Here is a 16691-nt window from a genome sequence, read left to right on the forward strand (position 1 = left end):
TATCGCACCCCTGAATTTCATTCGATATCTGACAGATGTGTCGACCAAGGTCGACACCCACCAACAGCCGCAGAAATCTGTCAGGGGTGGGGCGGTGTCGTAGTGCGGGGTGTCAGCCGCATGGATGCGGCTGCCAAGCCTACATGGACGTACTTGCGGCGTCCCCGCACTCCGGCACCGCCCCACCATCCCACAGGAAGCCCGCTTCTGCTGTTGCTGTTGCTCTGGTTCGTAGCGGGTGCAGGGCGCAGCCCTGCCGAACAAACCCTATTCCTCGACCGGGAAATCCTCAATCGGCTTCAGCACATCGTAGTGCTCGCGATGCAGCTTGCCCTTCAGCTTCGGCAGCTCCGGCAACGGCGCATCCACCCGCGTGTCCGGCAACCGGTCCAGCAGGTTGCGCACCAGGGTCAGCCGGCCCAGCCGCTGGTCGTTGAAATCCACCAGCGTCCACGGCGCGCCTTCGCGATGGGTGGCCCGCAGCATCGCCTCGCGCGCTTCGGTGTAAGCGCTGTACTTGCTGCGTGACTTCAGGTCGACCGGCGACAGCTTCCAGCCCTTCAGTGGATCGATGTGGCGCTCGGCAAAGCGCTTTTCCTGCTGCTCCTGGTCCACGCACAGCCAGTACTTGAACAACAGGATGCCGTCGTCCACCAGCAGCTGCTCGAACACCGGCGCCTGGCGCAGGAACTGCTGGTACTCGGTCTCGGTGCAGTACCCCATCACCCGCTCGACGCCGGCGCGGTTGTACCAGCTGCGGTCCATCAGCACGATCTCGCCGGCGGCGGGAAGGTGCGATGCATAACGTTGGAAGTACCACTGCGTGGCTTCACGGTCGGTGGGCTTGGGCAAGGCCACCACCCGGCACTGGCGAGGGTTGAGATGCTGGCTGATGGCCTGGATCGCGCCACCCTTGCCGGCCGTATCCCTGCCTTCGAACAGCACCAGCAGGCGCTGGCCGCTGTGCTGCACCCAGCGCGCCATCGCGGTCAGTTCCAGCTGCAGCGGCAGCAGCAGTTCGTCGTACTCCTTGCGCTTGAGCTTTGCCATCGTCACACCACGCGGGAAGGAAGCCCGAGCGTAGCGCAGCGGGCGCTCAGGTTCTGTCGACGCCGCGCCAGCCGTGCTGACCGGCAAACTGCTGCAGCAGCGCTGACAGGTCGCGGGCGAAGCCGGCCATGTCGAAGAGGCCGCTGTGGTCGCGTGCCTGCGCCAGCTCGGCACGCAGCGCGGCCAGTGCCGTCGGGTCGTTGCCCAACGCACTGGCGGTGGCGATGAACGCTGCATCATCGGCGACGTTCATCTGCGCCAGGCCGAGATGGTGGTTGAGGCTGCCGGCCACCCGCGCGGCGAAGGTGTCGCCGGGGCAGGTCAGCACCGGGCAGCCGGCCCACAGCGCGTCGGACGCAGTGGTGTGCGCGTTGTACGGATGCGTGTCGAGGAACAGATCGGCCAGCTGATAGCGGGCCAGGTACTGCGGATGCGGCAGCTTGGTCATGAACACCAGGCGTGCCGGGTCCAGACCCGCGTTCTGCGCAGCCGCGCGCAGCCGTGCATCGGCCTGGCCCGGGCCGGACAGCAGCCACAGCACGCTGCCAGGCACCGCCTGCAGTACGGCGAAGGCGCGGCCCACGCTGTGCGGGTTGAGCTTGTAGCTGTTGTTGAAGCAGCAGAACACCACGCCGCGTTCGGGCAGGCCGCACTCGGCACGCGTCGGTATGGGTTCCAGCACACGGGTGTTGTCCGAAGGCTGGAAGGCGCGCGGCAGGCGCAGCACGCGTTCGCTGTAATGCGGTTGCAGTGATGGCGGAAGGGTGAAGTCATCACCGATCACTGCATCCATCCACGGCGCTCCGGACGTGCCCGGGTAGGCCAGCCAGTTCAGCTGCAGCGGGGCAGGGCGCATGGCCAGCACTTCCGGCGTGCCGCCGCCACCCCAGCCGCGCAGGTCGAACAACAGGTCGATGCCTTGCCCGCGGATGCGGGTGGCCGTGTCGGCATGACGCAGGCCAGCCACGTCGTGCAGCTGCGTCGCCGCCTGCAGTCGTTGGCGGATGCGGCTGCCATCGTCGCGGTTCAGCGCGAACAGATGCAGCTGCAGCGCAGGGTCGTCGCGCAGCTGCTCGAGCAGGGCCACGGTCAGCAGCCCGGTGGGATGGGCGCCGAATCCGTTGGAGAGGAAACCGACCCGCAACGGGCCCTGGGTGCGTACCGTTACCGGTGGCAACGGTCGCACCGAAGCGGCTACGGCAGATGCACGGGCGCGCGCGCAGGCCAGCTGCTCGGCGGCGGAGGCGTCTTCGCTGAGGAAGGCGAACGGTTCGACCACACCTTGTCCGGAGGCAAGTGCACTGCGCACCTGCGCGGCCAGCGCGTCCACGTCCTGCCAGTCGCACAGGCGACGCTGCCAGGCCAGGCGTTGTGCGGCGATGTACGGCTCGGACGGCATCAGTGCGTGCGCGCGTCGATACGCCGCCGCCGCGCCCTCGGCATCATCGGCATCTTCCAGCGCGTGGCCCAGCCACAGCGCGATGCCCGGGTGCTGCGGTGCCAGAGCGGCCGCCTGGCCAAGCAGCGTCGCGGCGTCGGCATGCGCGCCGGCCATCCATGCCACGCGGCCCAGGCGCGCCAGCGCTTCGGGATGGTTCGGGCGCAGCTGCAGCGCGCGTCGTGCAGCCTGTTCGCCGGCGGCGATGTCGCCGGCTTCCAGTTCCAGGTCGGCCAGCATCACCCAGGCGACGAAATCGTTGGGCTGGCGCGCGATCGCCTGCTGCAGGTGCTGCCGCTGCTGCCAGGCGGACATGCGACTCAGCCCGCCGACAGCTGGGCCAGGGCGTCGACCTGGTGCTCGTGGCTGAGCCGCTGCAGCAGCGGGTCGAGGTCGCCGGCCAGGATGTTGGGCAGGTCGTACAGGGTCAGGCCTTCCACGCGGTGGTCGGTGATCCGCCCCTGCGGGAAGTTGTAGGTACGGATGCGCTGGCTGCGGTCGCCACTGCCGACCTGCAGGCGCCGTGATTCAGCCTGTGCTGCGTCCTGGCGCTGGCGTTCGGCGTCGAGCAGCTGCGCCTTCAGGCGCTTCATCGCCTTGTCGCGGTTGGCGTGCTGGCTGCGTTCGGTCTGGCACTCCACCACCACGCCGGTCGGCACGTGGGTGATGCGGATGGCCGATTCGGTCTTGTTGACGTGCTGGCCACCGGCACCGGAGGAGCGGAAGGTGTCCACCTTCAGGTCGGCCGGATTGATGATGATGTCATCGACTTCGTCGGCCTCGGGAATGATCGCCACGGTGGCGGCCGAGGTGTGGATGCGGCCCTGCGATTCGGTGGCCGGCACGCGCTGCACGCGGTGCGTGCCCGATTCGAATTTCAGGCGCGAGAACGCACCACGGCCGACCACGCGCGCCACCACTTCCTTGTAGCCGCCGTGTTCGCCCGGGTTGTCCGATTCAATCTCGACCTTCCAGCCCTGGCGCTCGGCGTAGCGGGCGTACATGCGGAACAGGTCGCCGGCAAAGATCGCCGCTTCGTCGCCGCCGGTGCCAGCGCGCACTTCCAGGAACAGGTTGCCTTCGTCACGTGGGTCGCGCGGCACCAGCAGCAGCGCCAGCTCCTGTTCCAGTTGCTGCAGGCGCGTCTGCGCGGCGGCGATCTCCTCGTCGGCCAGCTCGCGCAGGTCGGGATCGGCGCGCATGCCTTCGGCGGCGGCCAGGTCGGCCTTGGCGCGGGCCTCATCGGCAAGTGCAGCAGCGACCGGTTCAAGTTGGGCGAATTCGCGCGAAAGGTCGCGGAAACGGGTGTTGTCGGCGACCACATCGGGTTCGGCGAGCAGGCGTTCCAGTTCTTCGCGGCGCTCGGCCAGCGCTTCCAGCTTACGGCGCAGGGTCGGCGTCATCGGGTCTCACGGGTGGGTGGCGGTAACCCGGCGTGGCCGGGAACAGGCGCTCGGCGGCGCGGGTCAGGTCGGCATCGCCGCTCAGCGCGGCGGCGCGCAGGGCAGCGGTCGGTGGATGCAGCAAGCGGTTGGTCAGGCCGTGGGCCAGCAGTTCCAGTACTTCGTCGGCCGGCTTGCCGTTGGCCAGCTGCTGGCGGGCGCGCTCCAGCAGCTCGGTGCGGGTAGCCTCGCCGAATGCGCGCAGCTGCCGCAGCGGTGCCTGGTGGGCGCTGGCCTGCTGCGTTTCGATGAAGCGCGACACCTGCAGGTCGATGATGGCTTCGGCCTCTGCGGCCGCCTCGCGGCGGCCACGGCGGTTGTCTTCCACCGCGCGTTCGAGGTCGTCGACGGTATAGAGGAAGGCATCATTGAGCGTGCCGACCTCGGCCTCGATGTCGCGCGGCACGGCCAGGTCGAACAGCAGCATCGGCTTGTGCCGGCGCGCGCGCAGGGCCTTGGCCACCATCTCGCGATGGATCACCGGTTCGCGTGCGGCGGTGGCCGAGAACACCACATCGGCCTCGCCCAGATGACGGTCCAGTTCGGTCAGCGGCAGGGCCACGCCGCCATGGCGAGTGGCCAGTTCCTGCGCGTGGGCGAGGGTGCGGTTGGCGATCAGCAGCCGCCGTACCTTGCCTTCACTCAGGTGCCGCGCGGCCAGTTCGATGGTCTCGCCGGCACCGACCAGCAGCACCGTGGAATCGTCCAGGCGTGCAAACGCGTTCTGCGCCAGGCGCACCGCAGCCGACGCCACCGACACCGGGTTGGCGCCGACCTGGGTATCGGTGCGGGCGCGCTTGGCCACCGAGAAGGTCTGCTGGAACAGGCGGTCCAGGCGCTGGCCGAGCAGGCCGTGGTCACGCGCGGTCGACCAGGCATCCTTCACCTGGCCCAGGATCTGTGGTTCGCCCAGCACCATCGAATCCAGCCCGGTGGCAACCCGGAACAGGTGGCGCACGGCCTCGGCATCGGCGTGCTGGTACAGATAGCCCTGCAGGTCGCCGGCCTGGGCGTGCAGCCATTGGTCCAGCGCCTGCGCCGAATCGGCCACGGCGTACAGTTCGGTGCGGTTGCAGGTGGACAGCAGTACCGCCTCGGCGATCTGCGGGGTATCGCGCAGCGAACCGAGCGCGCGCGGCAACCCCTCACCGGCGAAGGCCGCGCGCTCGCGCAGCTCTACCGGTGCGGTCTGGTGATTCAGTCCGAGCACCCACAGGGTCATTGTTCAGTTGCTTGCGATAAGCTGCTGGCCATTGGACGACATTTTAAGGCCCCGATGCCGACGATGCCCGCATTGATTCGCATCCCCAGTGTTCTGCTGCTGTCCCTGGCCTGCGGCCAGGCCCTGGCAGCGGTGCCGCCCAAGGCGCCCGTACCGGCCGCGGCCACTGAGGAACTGGCGCTGGAACCGGTGATGGCCGGTGAGTTCGCGCTGCAGGCCGGCAAGCTGGCCGAGGCCGCACGCGGGTACCTGCAGGCGGCCCAGCAGACCGACGGCGATGCCGGCCTGGCCGAGCGCGCGACCCGCATTTCCATGCTCGCCAACGACGATGCCAGCGCCGCCAAGGGCCTGGCCCTGTGGCAGCAGCGCGCGCCGCGCTCGTTGACCATGCGCAGCGCCGCCGGTGCGCTGGCCATGCGCCAGGGCGATGTGAAGGCTGCCCGCGCCGAGCTGCAGGCCTTGCTGGCCGACCCTGATGAACGTGGCTGGAAGTTCGCGCTGGCCGCGCTGATCGGCGGAGGCCGCGATCCGGCGGTGCCGGCGCAGGTGCTGGGTGAGCTGGTCGATGCCAACGCCATTCCGCCGAAGATCGAGGCCTGGCAGGAGTTCGGCCGCCTGGCCCTGCGCATGGACAAGCCCGAGCTGGCGCGGCGCATGATCGACGAAGTGGTCAAGCGCTTCCCCGAGGAGCCGCGCGTGGCGCTGCTGCGTGCCAGCCAGCTGCAGCAGGCCGGCGAGACCGACAAGGCGTTGTCGCTGCTGCACGACGTCGAGCCGAAGACCCGCCAGGACCCGGAACTGCGCAACGCGGTGGCCATCGCCTATGACAGCCTCGGACAGCCGTCCGCGGCCGAGCGGGTGCTGGCGTTCGGCCCGCAGGACGTGCAGACCTGGGGCATGCGCGCCTCGCTGCTGGCCAAGCAGGGCGACAAGGCGGCGCTGTCCAACCTGTACAACGAACTGTCACGGCAGGCGGCCAAGCCGGACCCGGCGCAGCGCCTGCTGCTCGGAAAGATCGCCGAATACCTGAAGCGCTATCCCGAGGCGGTGCAGTGGTACCACAGCGTGCCCGGTGGCGATGAGCTGAGCGAGGCGCGCCTGCGTGCGGCCAATGCGCAGGCGTTGGCCGGGCGCCTGCCGCTGGCGCTGGATGAAGTGCATGCCATCCAGTCCGACGCCGTGGTCGACGACGATGTGCGCCGCGATGCCTATCTGCTGGAGGCCGAGCTGCGCCAGCGCGCCGACGACAGCGCCGGCGAGCTGGATGCGCTGGCCCGCGGCCTGGCCGCCTACCCGGATGACAACGGGCTGCTGTACGCCCGTGCGCTCACCTGGGAGCGCCGCGACGACATCCCGCGTGCCGAGGCCGACCTGCGCAAGATCCTGGTGACCGACCCGGAAAACGTGCCGGCACTGAACGCGCTGGGCTACACCCTGGCCGACCGTACCGGCCGTCTGCAGGAGGCGCTGGAGCTGATCGACCGCGCCCGCGTGGCCGAGCCGGACAACGCGGCCATCGTCGACAGCTACGGCTGGGTGCTGTACCGCTTGGGCCGCAAGGAAGAGGCCCTGGTGCAGCTGCGCCGTGCCTGGACCCTGGCCAAGGACCCGGAGATCGCCGCCCATGTCGGCGAAGTGCTGTGGGTGCTGGGCAAGCATGACGAGGCCCGCCACTTCTTCGAGGAAGCGGCCAAGCTCGATCCCGAGAACCGCGCGCTGCTGCGCGCCCGCGAGAAATTCAATCCATGAGTGTTTCCCTTATCCGGCCGCTGCTGTTGGCGGCCGTGAGCCTGGCGGTCAGCGCGTGCACGACGGTGGGCGCGCAGAAGACGCCGGCCCCGGCCGTGGTCGAGACGGTGTCAGCCGAAGCGGCGCAGGCCGAGGCCGCGCGCGTGGCGGCGCTGCAGGCACAGCCGGACTGGGCCTTCCAGGGCCGGGTCGCGGTCAGCAAGGGCAAGGACGGTGGCAGTGGTCGCATCGACTGGAAGCAGGACGGGCGCCGCTACGTGGTCGAGCTGAGCGCACCGGTGACCCGGCAGAGCTGGAAGCTGACCGGCGATACCCATTCCGAGGCTGGCCGCCTGGAAGGACTGGCCGGGGGGCCGCGTGATGGCGAGGACGCCCAGCAGCTGCTGCTGGAAGCAACCGGCTGGGACATCCCGGTCAACCAGTTGCCGGACTGGATCCGTGGCCTGGTGGCCGGCGATGCCGCCGGTCCGGAGAAGGTCGAGCGTGACGCTGAAGGCCGCCCGCGCCGCATGCAGCAGATGGGCTGGCAGGTGCAGTACCTGGACTGGTACCCGGCCGAGGCCGCGCGGCCGGCGCTGCCGCGCCGGATCGAGGCCAGCAATGGCGACGCCAAGGTGCGCCTGCTGGTGGACCAGTGGGGGCAGGGCGCACCATGAATGGCGAAGCCGACGACGCGGGCTGGTCCTGGTGGCCGGCCCCGGCCAAGCTGAACCTGTTCCTGCACATCACCGGCCGCCGGACCGATGGCTACCACGAGCTGCAGACCGTGTTCCGCCTGCTGGACTGGGGTGATCGCATCGGCCTGCGCCTGCGTGAAGACGGCCAGGTGCGCCGGCAGGGCGACGGCCTGGCGGGCGTGGCCGAGGCCGATGACCTGGCGGTGCGTGCCGCCAGGTTGCTCCAGGATGTGGCGAATGTCGCTCAAGGTGCGGACATCATCGTTGAAAAGCATGTTTCCGCCGGTGGCGGTTTCGGCGGTGGCTCGTCGGATGCGGCCACGGTGCTGGTCGTGTTGAACCGGCTCTGGCAGGTCGGCCTGGACGAAGACGCGCTGGCTGCGCTCGGCCTGCGCCTGGGGGCCGACGTGCCGGTATTCGTGCGTGGCCGCAACGCCTGGGCCGAGGGGGTAGGCGAGCGGCTGCAGCCGATCACGCTGGCGCCGGCCTGGTATGTGGTGGTCGAGCCGGGCGTTCATGTTCCCACGCCGGCCCTTTTTGCAGACCCGGATTTGACGCGCGACAGCCCAGTGGCGAAAATAGAGGACTTCGCTTCCGGGACCCTGGTCGGGAACGCGTTCGAACCGGTGCTGCGCCGCCGTGAGCCTGCCGTCGAGGCCGCGCTCGCAGCGTTGAGCGGCATCGGCTCCGCGCGGCTGACCGGTTCGGGAAGTGGTTGTTTCGTCGAGTTCGCATCGCAGGCTGCCGCAGAGCAGGGACGGTCGAAGTTGCCGAAGGAGTTGCGGGCAAGGGTGGCAGCGGGCGTTGCGCGTTCGCCACTGCTGGATGCACTCGAGCAACACTGATTTATCAATGCAGGGGCGTCGCCAAGAGGCCCAAGGCACCAGGTTTTGATCCTGGCATTCGTAGGTTCGAATCCTACCGCCCCTGCCAATAGCGGCTGTGTCCGCGCCTTCCAGCGCATCGCCTGCGCGGGACGTGGAAACAACCGCGGTGTTGTCAGCAGCAAGGGTCCATGAGGGTCCTTGCCGACTCCGGATCCCCGCCACTCGTCCCCGCCCGAGACAATCATGATGCAAGAGTCCCCGAACCTGCTGGTCTTTTCCGGCAACGCCAACAAACGTCTGGCGCAGAACATCTGCAAGGAACTGGGGGTTCGCCCGGGCAAGGCGCTGGTCTCGCACTTCTCCGATGGTGAAGTGCAGGTGGAGATCGAAGAGAACGTCCGCAAGCAGGACGTGTTCGTGATCCAGCCGACCTGTGCGCCGAGCGCGGAAAACCTGATGGAACTGCTGGTGCTGATCGACGCGCTCAAGCGCGCATCGGTGGCCAGCGTGACCGCCGTGGTGCCGTACTTCGGCTACTCGCGCCAGGATCGCCGCATGCGTTCCTCGCGCGTGCCGATCACCGCCAAGCTGGCGGCCAAGATGTTCAGCACCGCTGGCGCTGATCGCGTGCTGACCGTCGACCTGCACGCCGACCAGATCCAGGGCTTCTTCGATATTCCGGTGGACAACGTGTATGCGTCCCCGCTGCTGCTGGCCGACATCTGGCGCGCCTACGGCACCGAGAACCTGATCGTCGTCTCGCCGGACGTAGGTGGCGTGGTCCGTGCCCGTGCGGTGGCCAAGCGCCTGGATGACGCCGACCTGGCGATCATCGACAAGCGCCGTCCGCGCGCCAACGTCTCCACCGTGATGAACATCATCGGTGACGTCGAAGGCAAGACCTGCGTGATGGTCGATGACATCGTCGATACCGCCGGCACCCTGTGCGCCGCTGCCGCTGCCCTCAAGGCGCGCGGTGCGCTCAAGGTCGCCGCCTACTGCACCCACGCGGTGCTGTCCGGCCCGGCGGTGGACAACATCACCAATTCCCAGCTCGACGAGCTGGTGGTGACCGACACCATCCCGCTGAAGGACGCCGCGCGGGTGTGCAGCAAGATCCGCCAGCTGAGCGTGGCGGAAATGCTGGCCGAAACGATGCGCCGCATCGCCTTCGGCGAGTCGGTCAGCTCGCTGTACGTCGATTGAGTTTTCGCCCCCGCCGGCAACGGTGGGGGCATGCCCCGGATGCTTCTGGTCGCGGAAGCATCTTCAACCGCCACGCCGCAAGGCGCGGCAACAACCTGAGTAGTCGAAAATGTCGAAGACCCATGAAATCAAGGTCACCAAGCGTGAACTGCAGCGTAAGGGTGCGAGCCGCCGCCTGCGTCACGCCGGTGTGATCCCGGCCATCGTGTACGGCGGCAACGCCGAGCCGGTCGCCATCAGCCTGGACCACAACGAAATCTGGCTGGCCCAGCAGAACGAGTGGTTCTATGCCTCGATCCTGGACCTGAACCTGGACGGCCAGGTGCAGAAGGTCCTGCTGCGCGACATGCAGCGCCACCCGTACAAGCAGCTGATCATGCACCTGGACTTCCAGCGCGTGAACGAGAACGAAGCCCTGACCGCTTCGGTCCCGCTGCACTTTATCAACGAAGACACCTCGCCGGCCGGCAAGGCTGCCGACGTCGTGGTCACCCACGAACTGAAGGAAGTGACCATCAGCTGCCTGCCGAAGGACCTGCCGGAGTCGATCGAAGTCGACCTGGCCGACCTGGCTGCTGGCGACGTGGTGTACCTGTCCAACATCAAGCTGCCGAAGGGCGTGGAAATCCCGGCCCTGGCGCTGGGCAAGGACCACGACGACGCGATCGTCACCGCCAAGCACGGCAAGGAAGATGCTGCCGACGCTGAAGCTCCGGCTGCCGAGTAATGCAGTGACGGTGCCTGTCTTCGGGCAGGCACCGTTCTGGAAGGAACCATGGCAGGACTGCGACTGATCGTCGGTCTGGGCAACCCCGGATCGGAACACGCCCGGACCCGGCACAATGCCGGGTTTCATTTCGTTGAGGCCCTGGCTGAAAAGGCCGGTGCGCGATGGAATGTGGACAGCAAGCTGTTCGGTGAGACCGCCAAGGTCGAGATCGCCGGGCAGACGGTGTGGCTGCTCAAGCCCGCCACCTTCATGAACCTCAGTGGCAAGTCGGTCACCGCCGCACAGCGGTTCTGGAAGATCGAGCCGGAGGAAACCCTGCTGGCCCATGACGAACTGGACCTGGCGCCCGGCGTGGCGCGGCTGAAGTTCGACGGCGGCCATGGTGGCCAGAACGGCCTGCGTGACACCATCCGCCTGCTCGGCCACGGCAAGTTCCATCGCCTGCGCGTGGGCATCGGCCACCCCGGCCACAAGGACCGCGTGGTGGGTTGGGTGCTGGGCCGCCCTTCCAAGGACGATGAAGTACTGATTTCGCGCGCCATCGACGATGCGATCGACGTGCTGCCGCTGGCGGTGCAGGGTGATTTCAGCGAAGCGATGAAGCGGCTGCACACTCCGAAATAACCCGCTTTGGGTAGCTGCCAACCTTGGTTGGCGCGCGTTTCACCCGGGTAGTCGCCAACCTTGGTTGGCGGATGTTCCAGACCGAGATGGATTGGCCAAGCAGCGCGCGCGCTGTTTCACCAATCACTTTCACCCCAGAGAGCTGTCACCCATGGGTATCAAATGCGGCATCGTCGGCCTGCCCAACGTCGGCAAGTCGACCCTGTTCAACGCGCTGACCAAGGCGGGCATCGCCGCGGCGAACTTCCCGTTCTGCACCATCGAGCCGAACGTCGGCATCGTGCCGGTGCCGGACCCGCGCCTGAACGAGCTGGCGGGCATCATCAACCCGCAGAAGGTCATCCCCACCGCGGTCGAGTTCGTCGACATCGCCGGCCTGGTGGCCGGTGCCGCCAGTGGTGAAGGCCTGGGCAACAAGTTCCTGGCCCATATCCGCGAAGTCGATGCGATCACCCACGTGGTGCGCTGCTTCGAGAACGCCGACGTCATCCACGTCAACAACAAGGTCGACCCGATCTCGGACATCGAAACCATCGATACCGAGCTGGCCCTGGCCGACCTGGACAGCGTCGAGAAGGCGCTGAACCGCGCCGAGCGCGCCGCCAAGGGTGGCGACAAGGAAGCGGCGGCACGCAAGCCGGTGCTGGCCAAGCTGCAGGCCGCGCTGTCCGACGGCAAGTCCGGCCGTTCGGTTGGCCTGGACGAGGAAGAGAAGGCGCTGGTCCGTGACCTGTTCCTGCTGACCCTGAAGCCGGTGATGTACATCGCCAACGTGCTGGAAGATGGTTTCGAGAACAACCCGCACCTGGACGCCGTGCGCGCCCACGCTGCCGCCGAAGGCGCGCAGGTGGTGCCGGTGTCGGCCGCGATCGAAGAAGAGCTGTCCCAGCTCGACGACGAAGACCGCGATACCTTCCTGGCCGACCTCGGCCTGAGCGAGCCGGGCCTGAACCGCGTGATCAACGCGGCCTACAGCCTGCTCGGCCTGCAGACCTACTTCACTGCCGGCGTGAAGGAAGTGCGCGCGTGGACCGTGCGCAAGGGCGCCACCGCCCCGCAGGCCGCCGCGGTCATCCATACCGACTTCGAGAAGGGCTTCATCCGCGCTGAAACCATCGCGTATGACGACTTCATCAAGTACAAGGGCGAAGCCGGCGCCAAGGAAGCCGGTCGCCTGCGCCTGGAAGGCAAGGAATACCGCGTGCAGGAAGGCGACGTGCTGCACTTCCGCTTCAACGTCTGATCCAGCGGCATCGGATCGAGTCCGGACGCCCCGCCTTGTGCGGGGCGTTCGCGTTTCCGGAGATGGTTGATGGTGTGGACAAAAAATGGCCATGCTTTGAAAGGCCTGCGCCGCAACACTCGCGCGCACTTGTCCACACCCAACCCCCATCGCTTTCCACGTGCGGTGTGGAAAACCCCGCGCGTCTCCGTAGAACCGAGCCCATGCTCGCCCCTACGGGTATCGAGCGCGGGGCGTGGACAATAATTCACCACGTCTCGGAATGCCTGTGGTGCAAGGCTCGCACCCACTTGTCCACATCAAGTTCCTACCGCTTTCCACGTCCAGTGTGGAAAACAATCGAAGAGGTGGACAAAAAAACGCCATGCGTGGAAACGCCTGCGGTGCAATGCTCCCGAGCACTTGTCCACACCAAGTTCCCATCGCTTTCCACGCGCGGTGTGCATAAGAAACAAGGCCCGCCAATGGCGGGCCTTGTCGTCCACGTCCTGCAATGCCGCGTGCCTTACAGCGCGCTGCCGCCGAACTTGTGGGTGTACTGCAGATTGATCGTGCGGCCGACGCTGTCGAACCAGGAGACGTCGTAGTACGGGTACGCGGTGTACGTGGCGTCCTTCGGCGGCATCTTGTTGAACACGTTGACCACCGACAGCGACAGGCGCGAATGGTCGTCGAAGCGGTACTGCAGCGACGCGTTGTAGCGGTAGGTCGCCTTCACGTACGGGCTGTCACCGCTGTCCCACTTGAACACCTGGTCGTAGTTGTCCGAGGTCGGCAGCTTGCCCAGGCGCGATCCGTAGACCGTGGCCGACCAGGCGTCCTTCTCCCAGGTCACGCTCAGGCTGGTCTTGGTGCGCGGGATGTCGAAGCCGCTGTTGACCGCGAACTGGTCCAGGGTCGGGTCGCCCGGGTAGCGCTGGAAATCGTGCTTCTTCACCCAGGTGTGGGTGCCGTTGAGGATGAAGTCGCCGATCCCGGTCTGCAGGCGGTAGCGCAGGCCCACGTCGATGCCGGAGGTGGACTCGCGGGCAACGTTGATCGGGGCCACGCGCACGCCGTACAGGCGGCCATCGCTGGTACGGGTGATGCGGTCGAGCGCATCCACGCAGGTCGGCGAATTGATGTCGGCGCTGCCCAGGCGGCAGTTTGCTTCATTGGCCAGGATCGTGCGCACGTCCATGTCCTGCACCTGCTTGCGCATGTCGATGTCGAACCAGTCCACCGACAGGTCCAGGCCGATCGCCGGCGACCAGACGAAGCCGGCACTCCACGAGGTGCTGGTTTCCGGATCCAGCTGGCGGTTGCCGGTGCGGCTGCGGATCAGGTTGCGCTCGTAGTCTGAACAGTCGCTGGCGCCTTCGAGGCGACAGCTGTACAGGTCTTCGGCGCTGGTCTCGTCGTTGCCCGGGCCGGCGAATACGTAGTGCAGGTCCGGTGCACGGAACGCGGTGCCGTACGAACCACGCACCAGCAGGGTGTCGATCGGGCGCCATTCCAGGCCGCCGCTCCAGGTGGCCTTGCCGATGGTGTGGCCCGAATAGCGGTACTGGTCGTAGCGACCGGCCACGCTCAGGTTGACCGTCTCGTGCAGCGGCATGCGCAGCTCGGCCGCAGTCGCCCAGCGGTTGCGCGAACCCTGGCCGTCCGAGTCCTTCCAGCTGTAGTAGTAGTACTGGGTGGCCAGCGGATCGGGATTCAGCGCGTAGGCCTGCTGGCCCACTTCCACGGTCGCGGCAAAGCCGGCATCGCCGCCCGGCAGGCCGAACAGTGCCGAGTTGGTCACGGTGAACGCGGCCGTCTCGGTGCGCGACTTCGGCGAATACGTGGTGCGTGCGGCGATCGAATCGTACTCGGCGCGGGTCAGCGGCCGGTACAGGCGCGACGGGTCGGCGTTGTAGATCGGGAAGCCGTCATCGTCCACCCCCAGCTGCGGGCCGAGGAACAGGTCATTGGCCTTGGAAGCGATGATCTGCGCCCAGCTGATCCGCGACTGGTACTGGGAGTGGCTCAGCGCCGCCTCGTAGTCCCAGTTGCCGGCCAGGTTGCCCTTGAAGCCGGTGGTCACGCTGAAGGTCTTCTGCGTGCTGCGCACCATCGCATTGCGCAGGCCGCCCATTTCCTCGGGCGAGAACTGGCGCTGCCAGAATTCGATTTCGCCGGTGACCTGGTTGTTGAAGTAGCCCGACTCGTCACCGTTGGCATCCATCCGGCCCCACTTGGTGACGTCGCGCATCAGCGACATAGTGTGGTAACCCAGCTGCACGTCGGCGAACCACTGCTGGCCATTGTCGAAGTCGTAGCTCAGCGAGGCGTAGCCGTTGGCGCCGCGGCGCTTGCTGAGGATGGTGCCGTAGCCGATCGACGCGTCGCTGCCACAGTAGTAGCCGTACTTCGGGCGGAAGGCGCGGTAGGTGCTGCCCTGGTTCTGCCCGGCCAACGCCTCGCAGGTCGCGGCGCCCGGGTCCAGGTAGTCGTCGTTGTAGTCGGTGCGCAGGTAGGCGCGGCGCGCAATGCGCGAGCCTTCGGTGGGGCCGTCCTGGGTTGAATCCTGGATGTCGCGCTCATAGGCCCACAGCGGGGTCTGCGATTGCAGCTCAACGCTGTACACGGCGTTGAAGTTGCCGCGGCTGAAGCCGCTGGCCAGGCTCATGTCGAACGACTCGCCACCGCCCTCGCTGGTGGTGCCCATGCGCATGTCGATCGTGGTGCCGTCGGCCTTCTTCTTCAGGATGAAGTTGACCACGCCGGCGATCGCGTCGGAGCCGTAGATGGCCGAGGCGCTGCCGGTCAGCACTTCGATGCGCTCGATCATGCCCAGCGGAATGTTGGAGACGTCGGTGAAGTTGCTGCGGCCCTTGAACGGCATCGGGAAGTCGGCGATGCGACGACCATTGACCAGCACCAGCGTGTGGTTCGGGCCCAGGCCGCGCAGGTCCACCTGCTGGGCGCCCGGCGAGAAGTCGGCGCCGCTGGACGATTGCTGGCTCTGGGTCTCACCGCCGTTCTGGGTCATCGACCGCAGCACGTCCGGCACGGTGGTGAAGCCGCTGGAACGGATCTGCTCGGCGCTGATCACCGTGATCGGGGCGGGACCTTCCACCTGGGCGCGCGGAATGCGCGAACCGGTGACCTGCACCGCATCCAGTTGTTGAACCGAAGAGGAAGCCGGTGCCTGGGCCGCCGCGGAAGCAGCCACGCCCATCAACGCCAGCTGGATCGACCACGCCATCGCCTTTCTACGCATGAGGAATTCTCGAAAATGAAGCCGGCCCGCAGAGGAGGGGCCCTGTCCCCCATTCAGATTTCCGGAACGGGCGCGCGCATTTAACGCCTTTTTTATGTCCTTGACTACTGGCTTCCTATCTGGCAAAGAGTGAAAACGCTTGCAAGTCGATTTTGTTCAGGGAGATCAAGATGCGACGCCTCCTCCGCGCCCTGCGAGGGCCTTCCCTCTGGCTGGCCTGCCTGGTTCTGGCGTGGCCGCTCGCCACCCCGGCGCAGGATCTGCAGAGCCCCGGCTTTGCCTACTACGAAGTGGGGGACCTGGAGGCGCCGAGGCCCGGACCGCGCGCGCCGGCGATGATGCTGATGGGCGGCGGCGAATGGGTGCCGGAGGCATTCCAGTGGTGGCTCAGGCAGGCCGGCAACGGCCGCGTGCTGATTCTTCGTGCCTCCGGCCGCGACGAACTGCAGGACCGCCTGTACCGGGAGATCGGCGGCACCACCGCGGTGCAGACCCTGGTCTTCGACAGCCGCCGCGGCGCCGACGATCCGGCCGTGCTGCGGGTGGTTGCAGCAGCCGATGCCATCTTCATCGCCGGCGGTGACCAGTCGCGCTACATCCGCTTCTGGAAGGGCACCGCGCTCAACCGCGCGCTCAACGCCCACGTACGCGCCGGCAAGCCGATCGCCGGTACCAGCGCGGGTCTGGCCATCCTCGGTGGTTATGCCTATGGCGCGATGGACGGAGGCAGCATCAGCTCCGCCGGTGCGCTGGCCGATCCGATGGGCAGCGCGGTCACCATGGACAGCGGCTTCCTGCAGATGCCCTACCTGCAGCGGGTGGTCACCGATACCCACTTCGACAAGCGCGACCGCCTTGGCCGCCTCATCGTGTTCGTGGCCCGTGCCGTGCAGGACAGTGGCGACCCCGACATCGTCGGTATCGGCGTCGATGAGGACACGGCGCTGTGCGTGGAGCCGGATGGCCAGGCCCAGGTCTACAGCGCCGACGGCGAGGGCAAGGTATGGGTGGTCAGCCCCGGGCGTGATGCCGACCGCCTGGTCGAAGGCGAGCCACTGCGGTTCCATGCCGTGCCGGTGACGGTGGTCGGCAGTGGAAGCCGCATGCGCCTGGACGATTTCCAGGCCGACGCCGATTACCAGGCCGTGGCCGACGTCAGCGACGGCGAGATTGAGTTCACGCTTCGGTAGCGCCGGCCGCTGGCCGGCAACTCACCTTTCCTGATGCGCCGCTTGCCGG

At 67.3% G+C, this 16691-nt stretch carries 13 protein-coding genes and 1 tRNA gene; 9 read left to right on the forward strand and 5 right to left on the reverse strand.

The window, feature by feature from the left end; all coding sequences use genetic code 11:
• Window positions 1–267 precede the first annotated feature (267 nt).
• From ppk2 to hemA, 4 genes are read right to left on the reverse strand one after another with little or no spacing between them, the layout of a single operon-like run.
• The gene (ppk2, locus tag O0J73_RS15975) at window positions 268–1050 is read right to left on the reverse strand and encodes a polyphosphate kinase 2 (RefSeq protein ID WP_004154466.1); all 783 of its coding nucleotides are present in this window, start codon (window positions 1048–1050) and stop codon (window positions 268–270) included.
• 46 nt (window positions 1051–1096) lie between these two features.
• Window positions 1097–2803, reverse strand: a complete 1707-nt coding sequence (locus tag O0J73_RS15980) for a tetratricopeptide repeat protein (RefSeq protein WP_308309130.1) — start codon at window positions 2801–2803, stop codon at window positions 1097–1099.
• Window positions 2804–2808: 5 nt separating this feature from the next.
• Window positions 2809–3891, reverse strand: a complete 1083-nt coding sequence (gene prfA, locus O0J73_RS15985; RefSeq protein ID WP_308309131.1) for a peptide chain release factor 1 — start codon at window positions 3889–3891, stop codon at window positions 2809–2811.
• Window positions 3869–5152, reverse strand: a complete 1284-nt coding sequence (gene hemA, locus O0J73_RS15990; RefSeq protein WP_308309132.1) for a glutamyl-tRNA reductase — start codon at window positions 5150–5152, stop codon at window positions 3869–3871. Before hemA ends, prfA begins: the two co-directional genes overlap by 23 nt.
• Before the next feature lie 63 nt (window positions 5153–5215).
• Here hemA and O0J73_RS15995 point away from each other — a divergent pair, with 63 nt between their 5' ends.
• The 8 genes from O0J73_RS15995 (at window position 5216) to ychF (ending at window position 12208) form a co-directional block, all read left to right on the forward strand.
• Window positions 5216–6901: a tetratricopeptide repeat protein gene (locus O0J73_RS15995; RefSeq protein ID WP_308309133.1), complete on the forward strand. Its 1686-nt coding sequence runs from the start codon at window positions 5216–5218 to the stop codon at window positions 6899–6901.
• Complete coding sequence (lolB, locus tag O0J73_RS16000; protein ID WP_197564725.1) at window positions 6898–7557, forward strand: lipoprotein insertase outer membrane protein LolB; 660 nt, start codon at window positions 6898–6900, stop codon at window positions 7555–7557. The genes O0J73_RS15995 and lolB overlap by 4 nt, the downstream gene beginning before the upstream one ends.
• On the forward strand, window positions 7554–8423 hold the full coding sequence (gene ispE, locus O0J73_RS16005) for a 4-(cytidine 5'-diphospho)-2-C-methyl-D-erythritol kinase (RefSeq protein WP_197564724.1): 870 nt from the start codon (window positions 7554–7556) through the stop codon (window positions 8421–8423). The genes lolB and ispE overlap by 4 nt, the downstream gene beginning before the upstream one ends.
• A gap of 11 nt (window positions 8424–8434) precedes the next feature.
• A tRNA-Gln gene (locus tag O0J73_RS16010) sits at window positions 8435–8511 on the forward strand.
• 140 nt (window positions 8512–8651) lie between these two features.
• Window positions 8652–9611 (forward strand): ribose-phosphate diphosphokinase, encoded by a 960-nt coding sequence (locus O0J73_RS16015; RefSeq protein WP_005415400.1) that lies wholly within the window; start codon window positions 8652–8654, stop codon window positions 9609–9611.
• A gap of 109 nt (window positions 9612–9720) precedes the next feature.
• The gene (locus O0J73_RS16020; protein WP_008268775.1) at window positions 9721–10338 is read left to right on the forward strand and encodes a 50S ribosomal protein L25/general stress protein Ctc; all 618 of its coding nucleotides are present in this window, start codon (window positions 9721–9723) and stop codon (window positions 10336–10338) included.
• A 48-nt stretch (window positions 10339–10386) separates the two neighbouring features.
• Entirely contained in the window at window positions 10387–10965 is a 579-nt protein-coding gene (gene pth, locus O0J73_RS16025; protein ID WP_004144977.1) for an aminoacyl-tRNA hydrolase, read from the forward strand.
• A 151-nt stretch (window positions 10966–11116) separates the two neighbouring features.
• Window positions 11117–12208 (forward strand): redox-regulated ATPase YchF, encoded by a 1092-nt coding sequence (ychF, locus tag O0J73_RS16030; protein WP_004154474.1) that lies wholly within the window; start codon window positions 11117–11119, stop codon window positions 12206–12208.
• Between the two features lie 505 nt (window positions 12209–12713).
• Here the strand turns inward: ychF and O0J73_RS16035 are convergent.
• A complete protein-coding gene (locus O0J73_RS16035; RefSeq protein ID WP_308309134.1) occupies window positions 12714–15452 on the reverse strand; it encodes a TonB-dependent receptor in 2739 nt (912 codons plus the stop codon).
• A gap of 170 nt (window positions 15453–15622) precedes the next feature.
• On the opposite strand from O0J73_RS16035, the gene O0J73_RS16040 reads away from it, so the two are divergent.
• Window positions 15623–16642: a cyanophycinase gene (locus tag O0J73_RS16040; RefSeq protein WP_308309135.1), complete on the forward strand. Its 1020-nt coding sequence runs from the start codon at window positions 15623–15625 to the stop codon at window positions 16640–16642.
• Window positions 16643–16691 lie beyond the last annotated feature (49 nt).

The sequence above is a fragment of the Stenotrophomonas sp. Sm6012 genome (assembly GCF_030985895.1).
Taxonomy (GTDB): Bacteria; Pseudomonadota; Gammaproteobacteria; order Xanthomonadales; family Xanthomonadaceae; genus Stenotrophomonas; species Stenotrophomonas forensis.

What these genes read in the sequence shown, in the direction of transcription:
- ppk2 (WP_004154466.1), bottom strand. Translation starts at nt 1,050, where the DNA reads ATGGCAAAGCTCAAGCGCAAGGAGTACGACGAACTGCTGCTGCCGCTG.
- O0J73_RS15980 (WP_308309130.1), bottom strand. Translation starts at nt 2,803, where the DNA reads ATGTCCGCCTGGCAGCAGCGGCAGCACCTGCAGCAGGCGATCGCGCGC.
- prfA (WP_308309131.1), bottom strand. Translation starts at nt 3,891, where the DNA reads ATGACGCCGACCCTGCGCCGTAAGCTGGAAGCGCTGGCCGAGCGCCGC.
- hemA (WP_308309132.1), bottom strand. Translation starts at nt 5,152, where the DNA reads ATGACCCTGTGGGTGCTCGGACTGAATCACCAGACCGCACCGGTAGAG.
- O0J73_RS15995 (WP_308309133.1), top strand. Translation starts at nt 5,216, where the DNA reads ATGCCCGCATTGATTCGCATCCCCAGTGTTCTGCTGCTGTCCCTGGCC.
- lolB (WP_197564725.1), top strand. Translation starts at nt 6,898, where the DNA reads ATGAGTGTTTCCCTTATCCGGCCGCTGCTGTTGGCGGCCGTGAGCCTG.
- ispE (WP_197564724.1), top strand. Translation starts at nt 7,554, where the DNA reads ATGAATGGCGAAGCCGACGACGCGGGCTGGTCCTGGTGGCCGGCCCCG.
- O0J73_RS16015 (WP_005415400.1), top strand. Translation starts at nt 8,652, where the DNA reads ATGCAAGAGTCCCCGAACCTGCTGGTCTTTTCCGGCAACGCCAACAAA.
- O0J73_RS16020 (WP_008268775.1), top strand. Translation starts at nt 9,721, where the DNA reads ATGTCGAAGACCCATGAAATCAAGGTCACCAAGCGTGAACTGCAGCGT.
- pth (WP_004144977.1), top strand. Translation starts at nt 10,387, where the DNA reads ATGGCAGGACTGCGACTGATCGTCGGTCTGGGCAACCCCGGATCGGAA.
- ychF (WP_004154474.1), top strand. Translation starts at nt 11,117, where the DNA reads ATGGGTATCAAATGCGGCATCGTCGGCCTGCCCAACGTCGGCAAGTCG.
- O0J73_RS16035 (WP_308309134.1), bottom strand. Translation starts at nt 15,452, where the DNA reads ATGCGTAGAAAGGCGATGGCGTGGTCGATCCAGCTGGCGTTGATGGGC.
- O0J73_RS16040 (WP_308309135.1), top strand. Translation starts at nt 15,623, where the DNA reads ATGCGACGCCTCCTCCGCGCCCTGCGAGGGCCTTCCCTCTGGCTGGCC.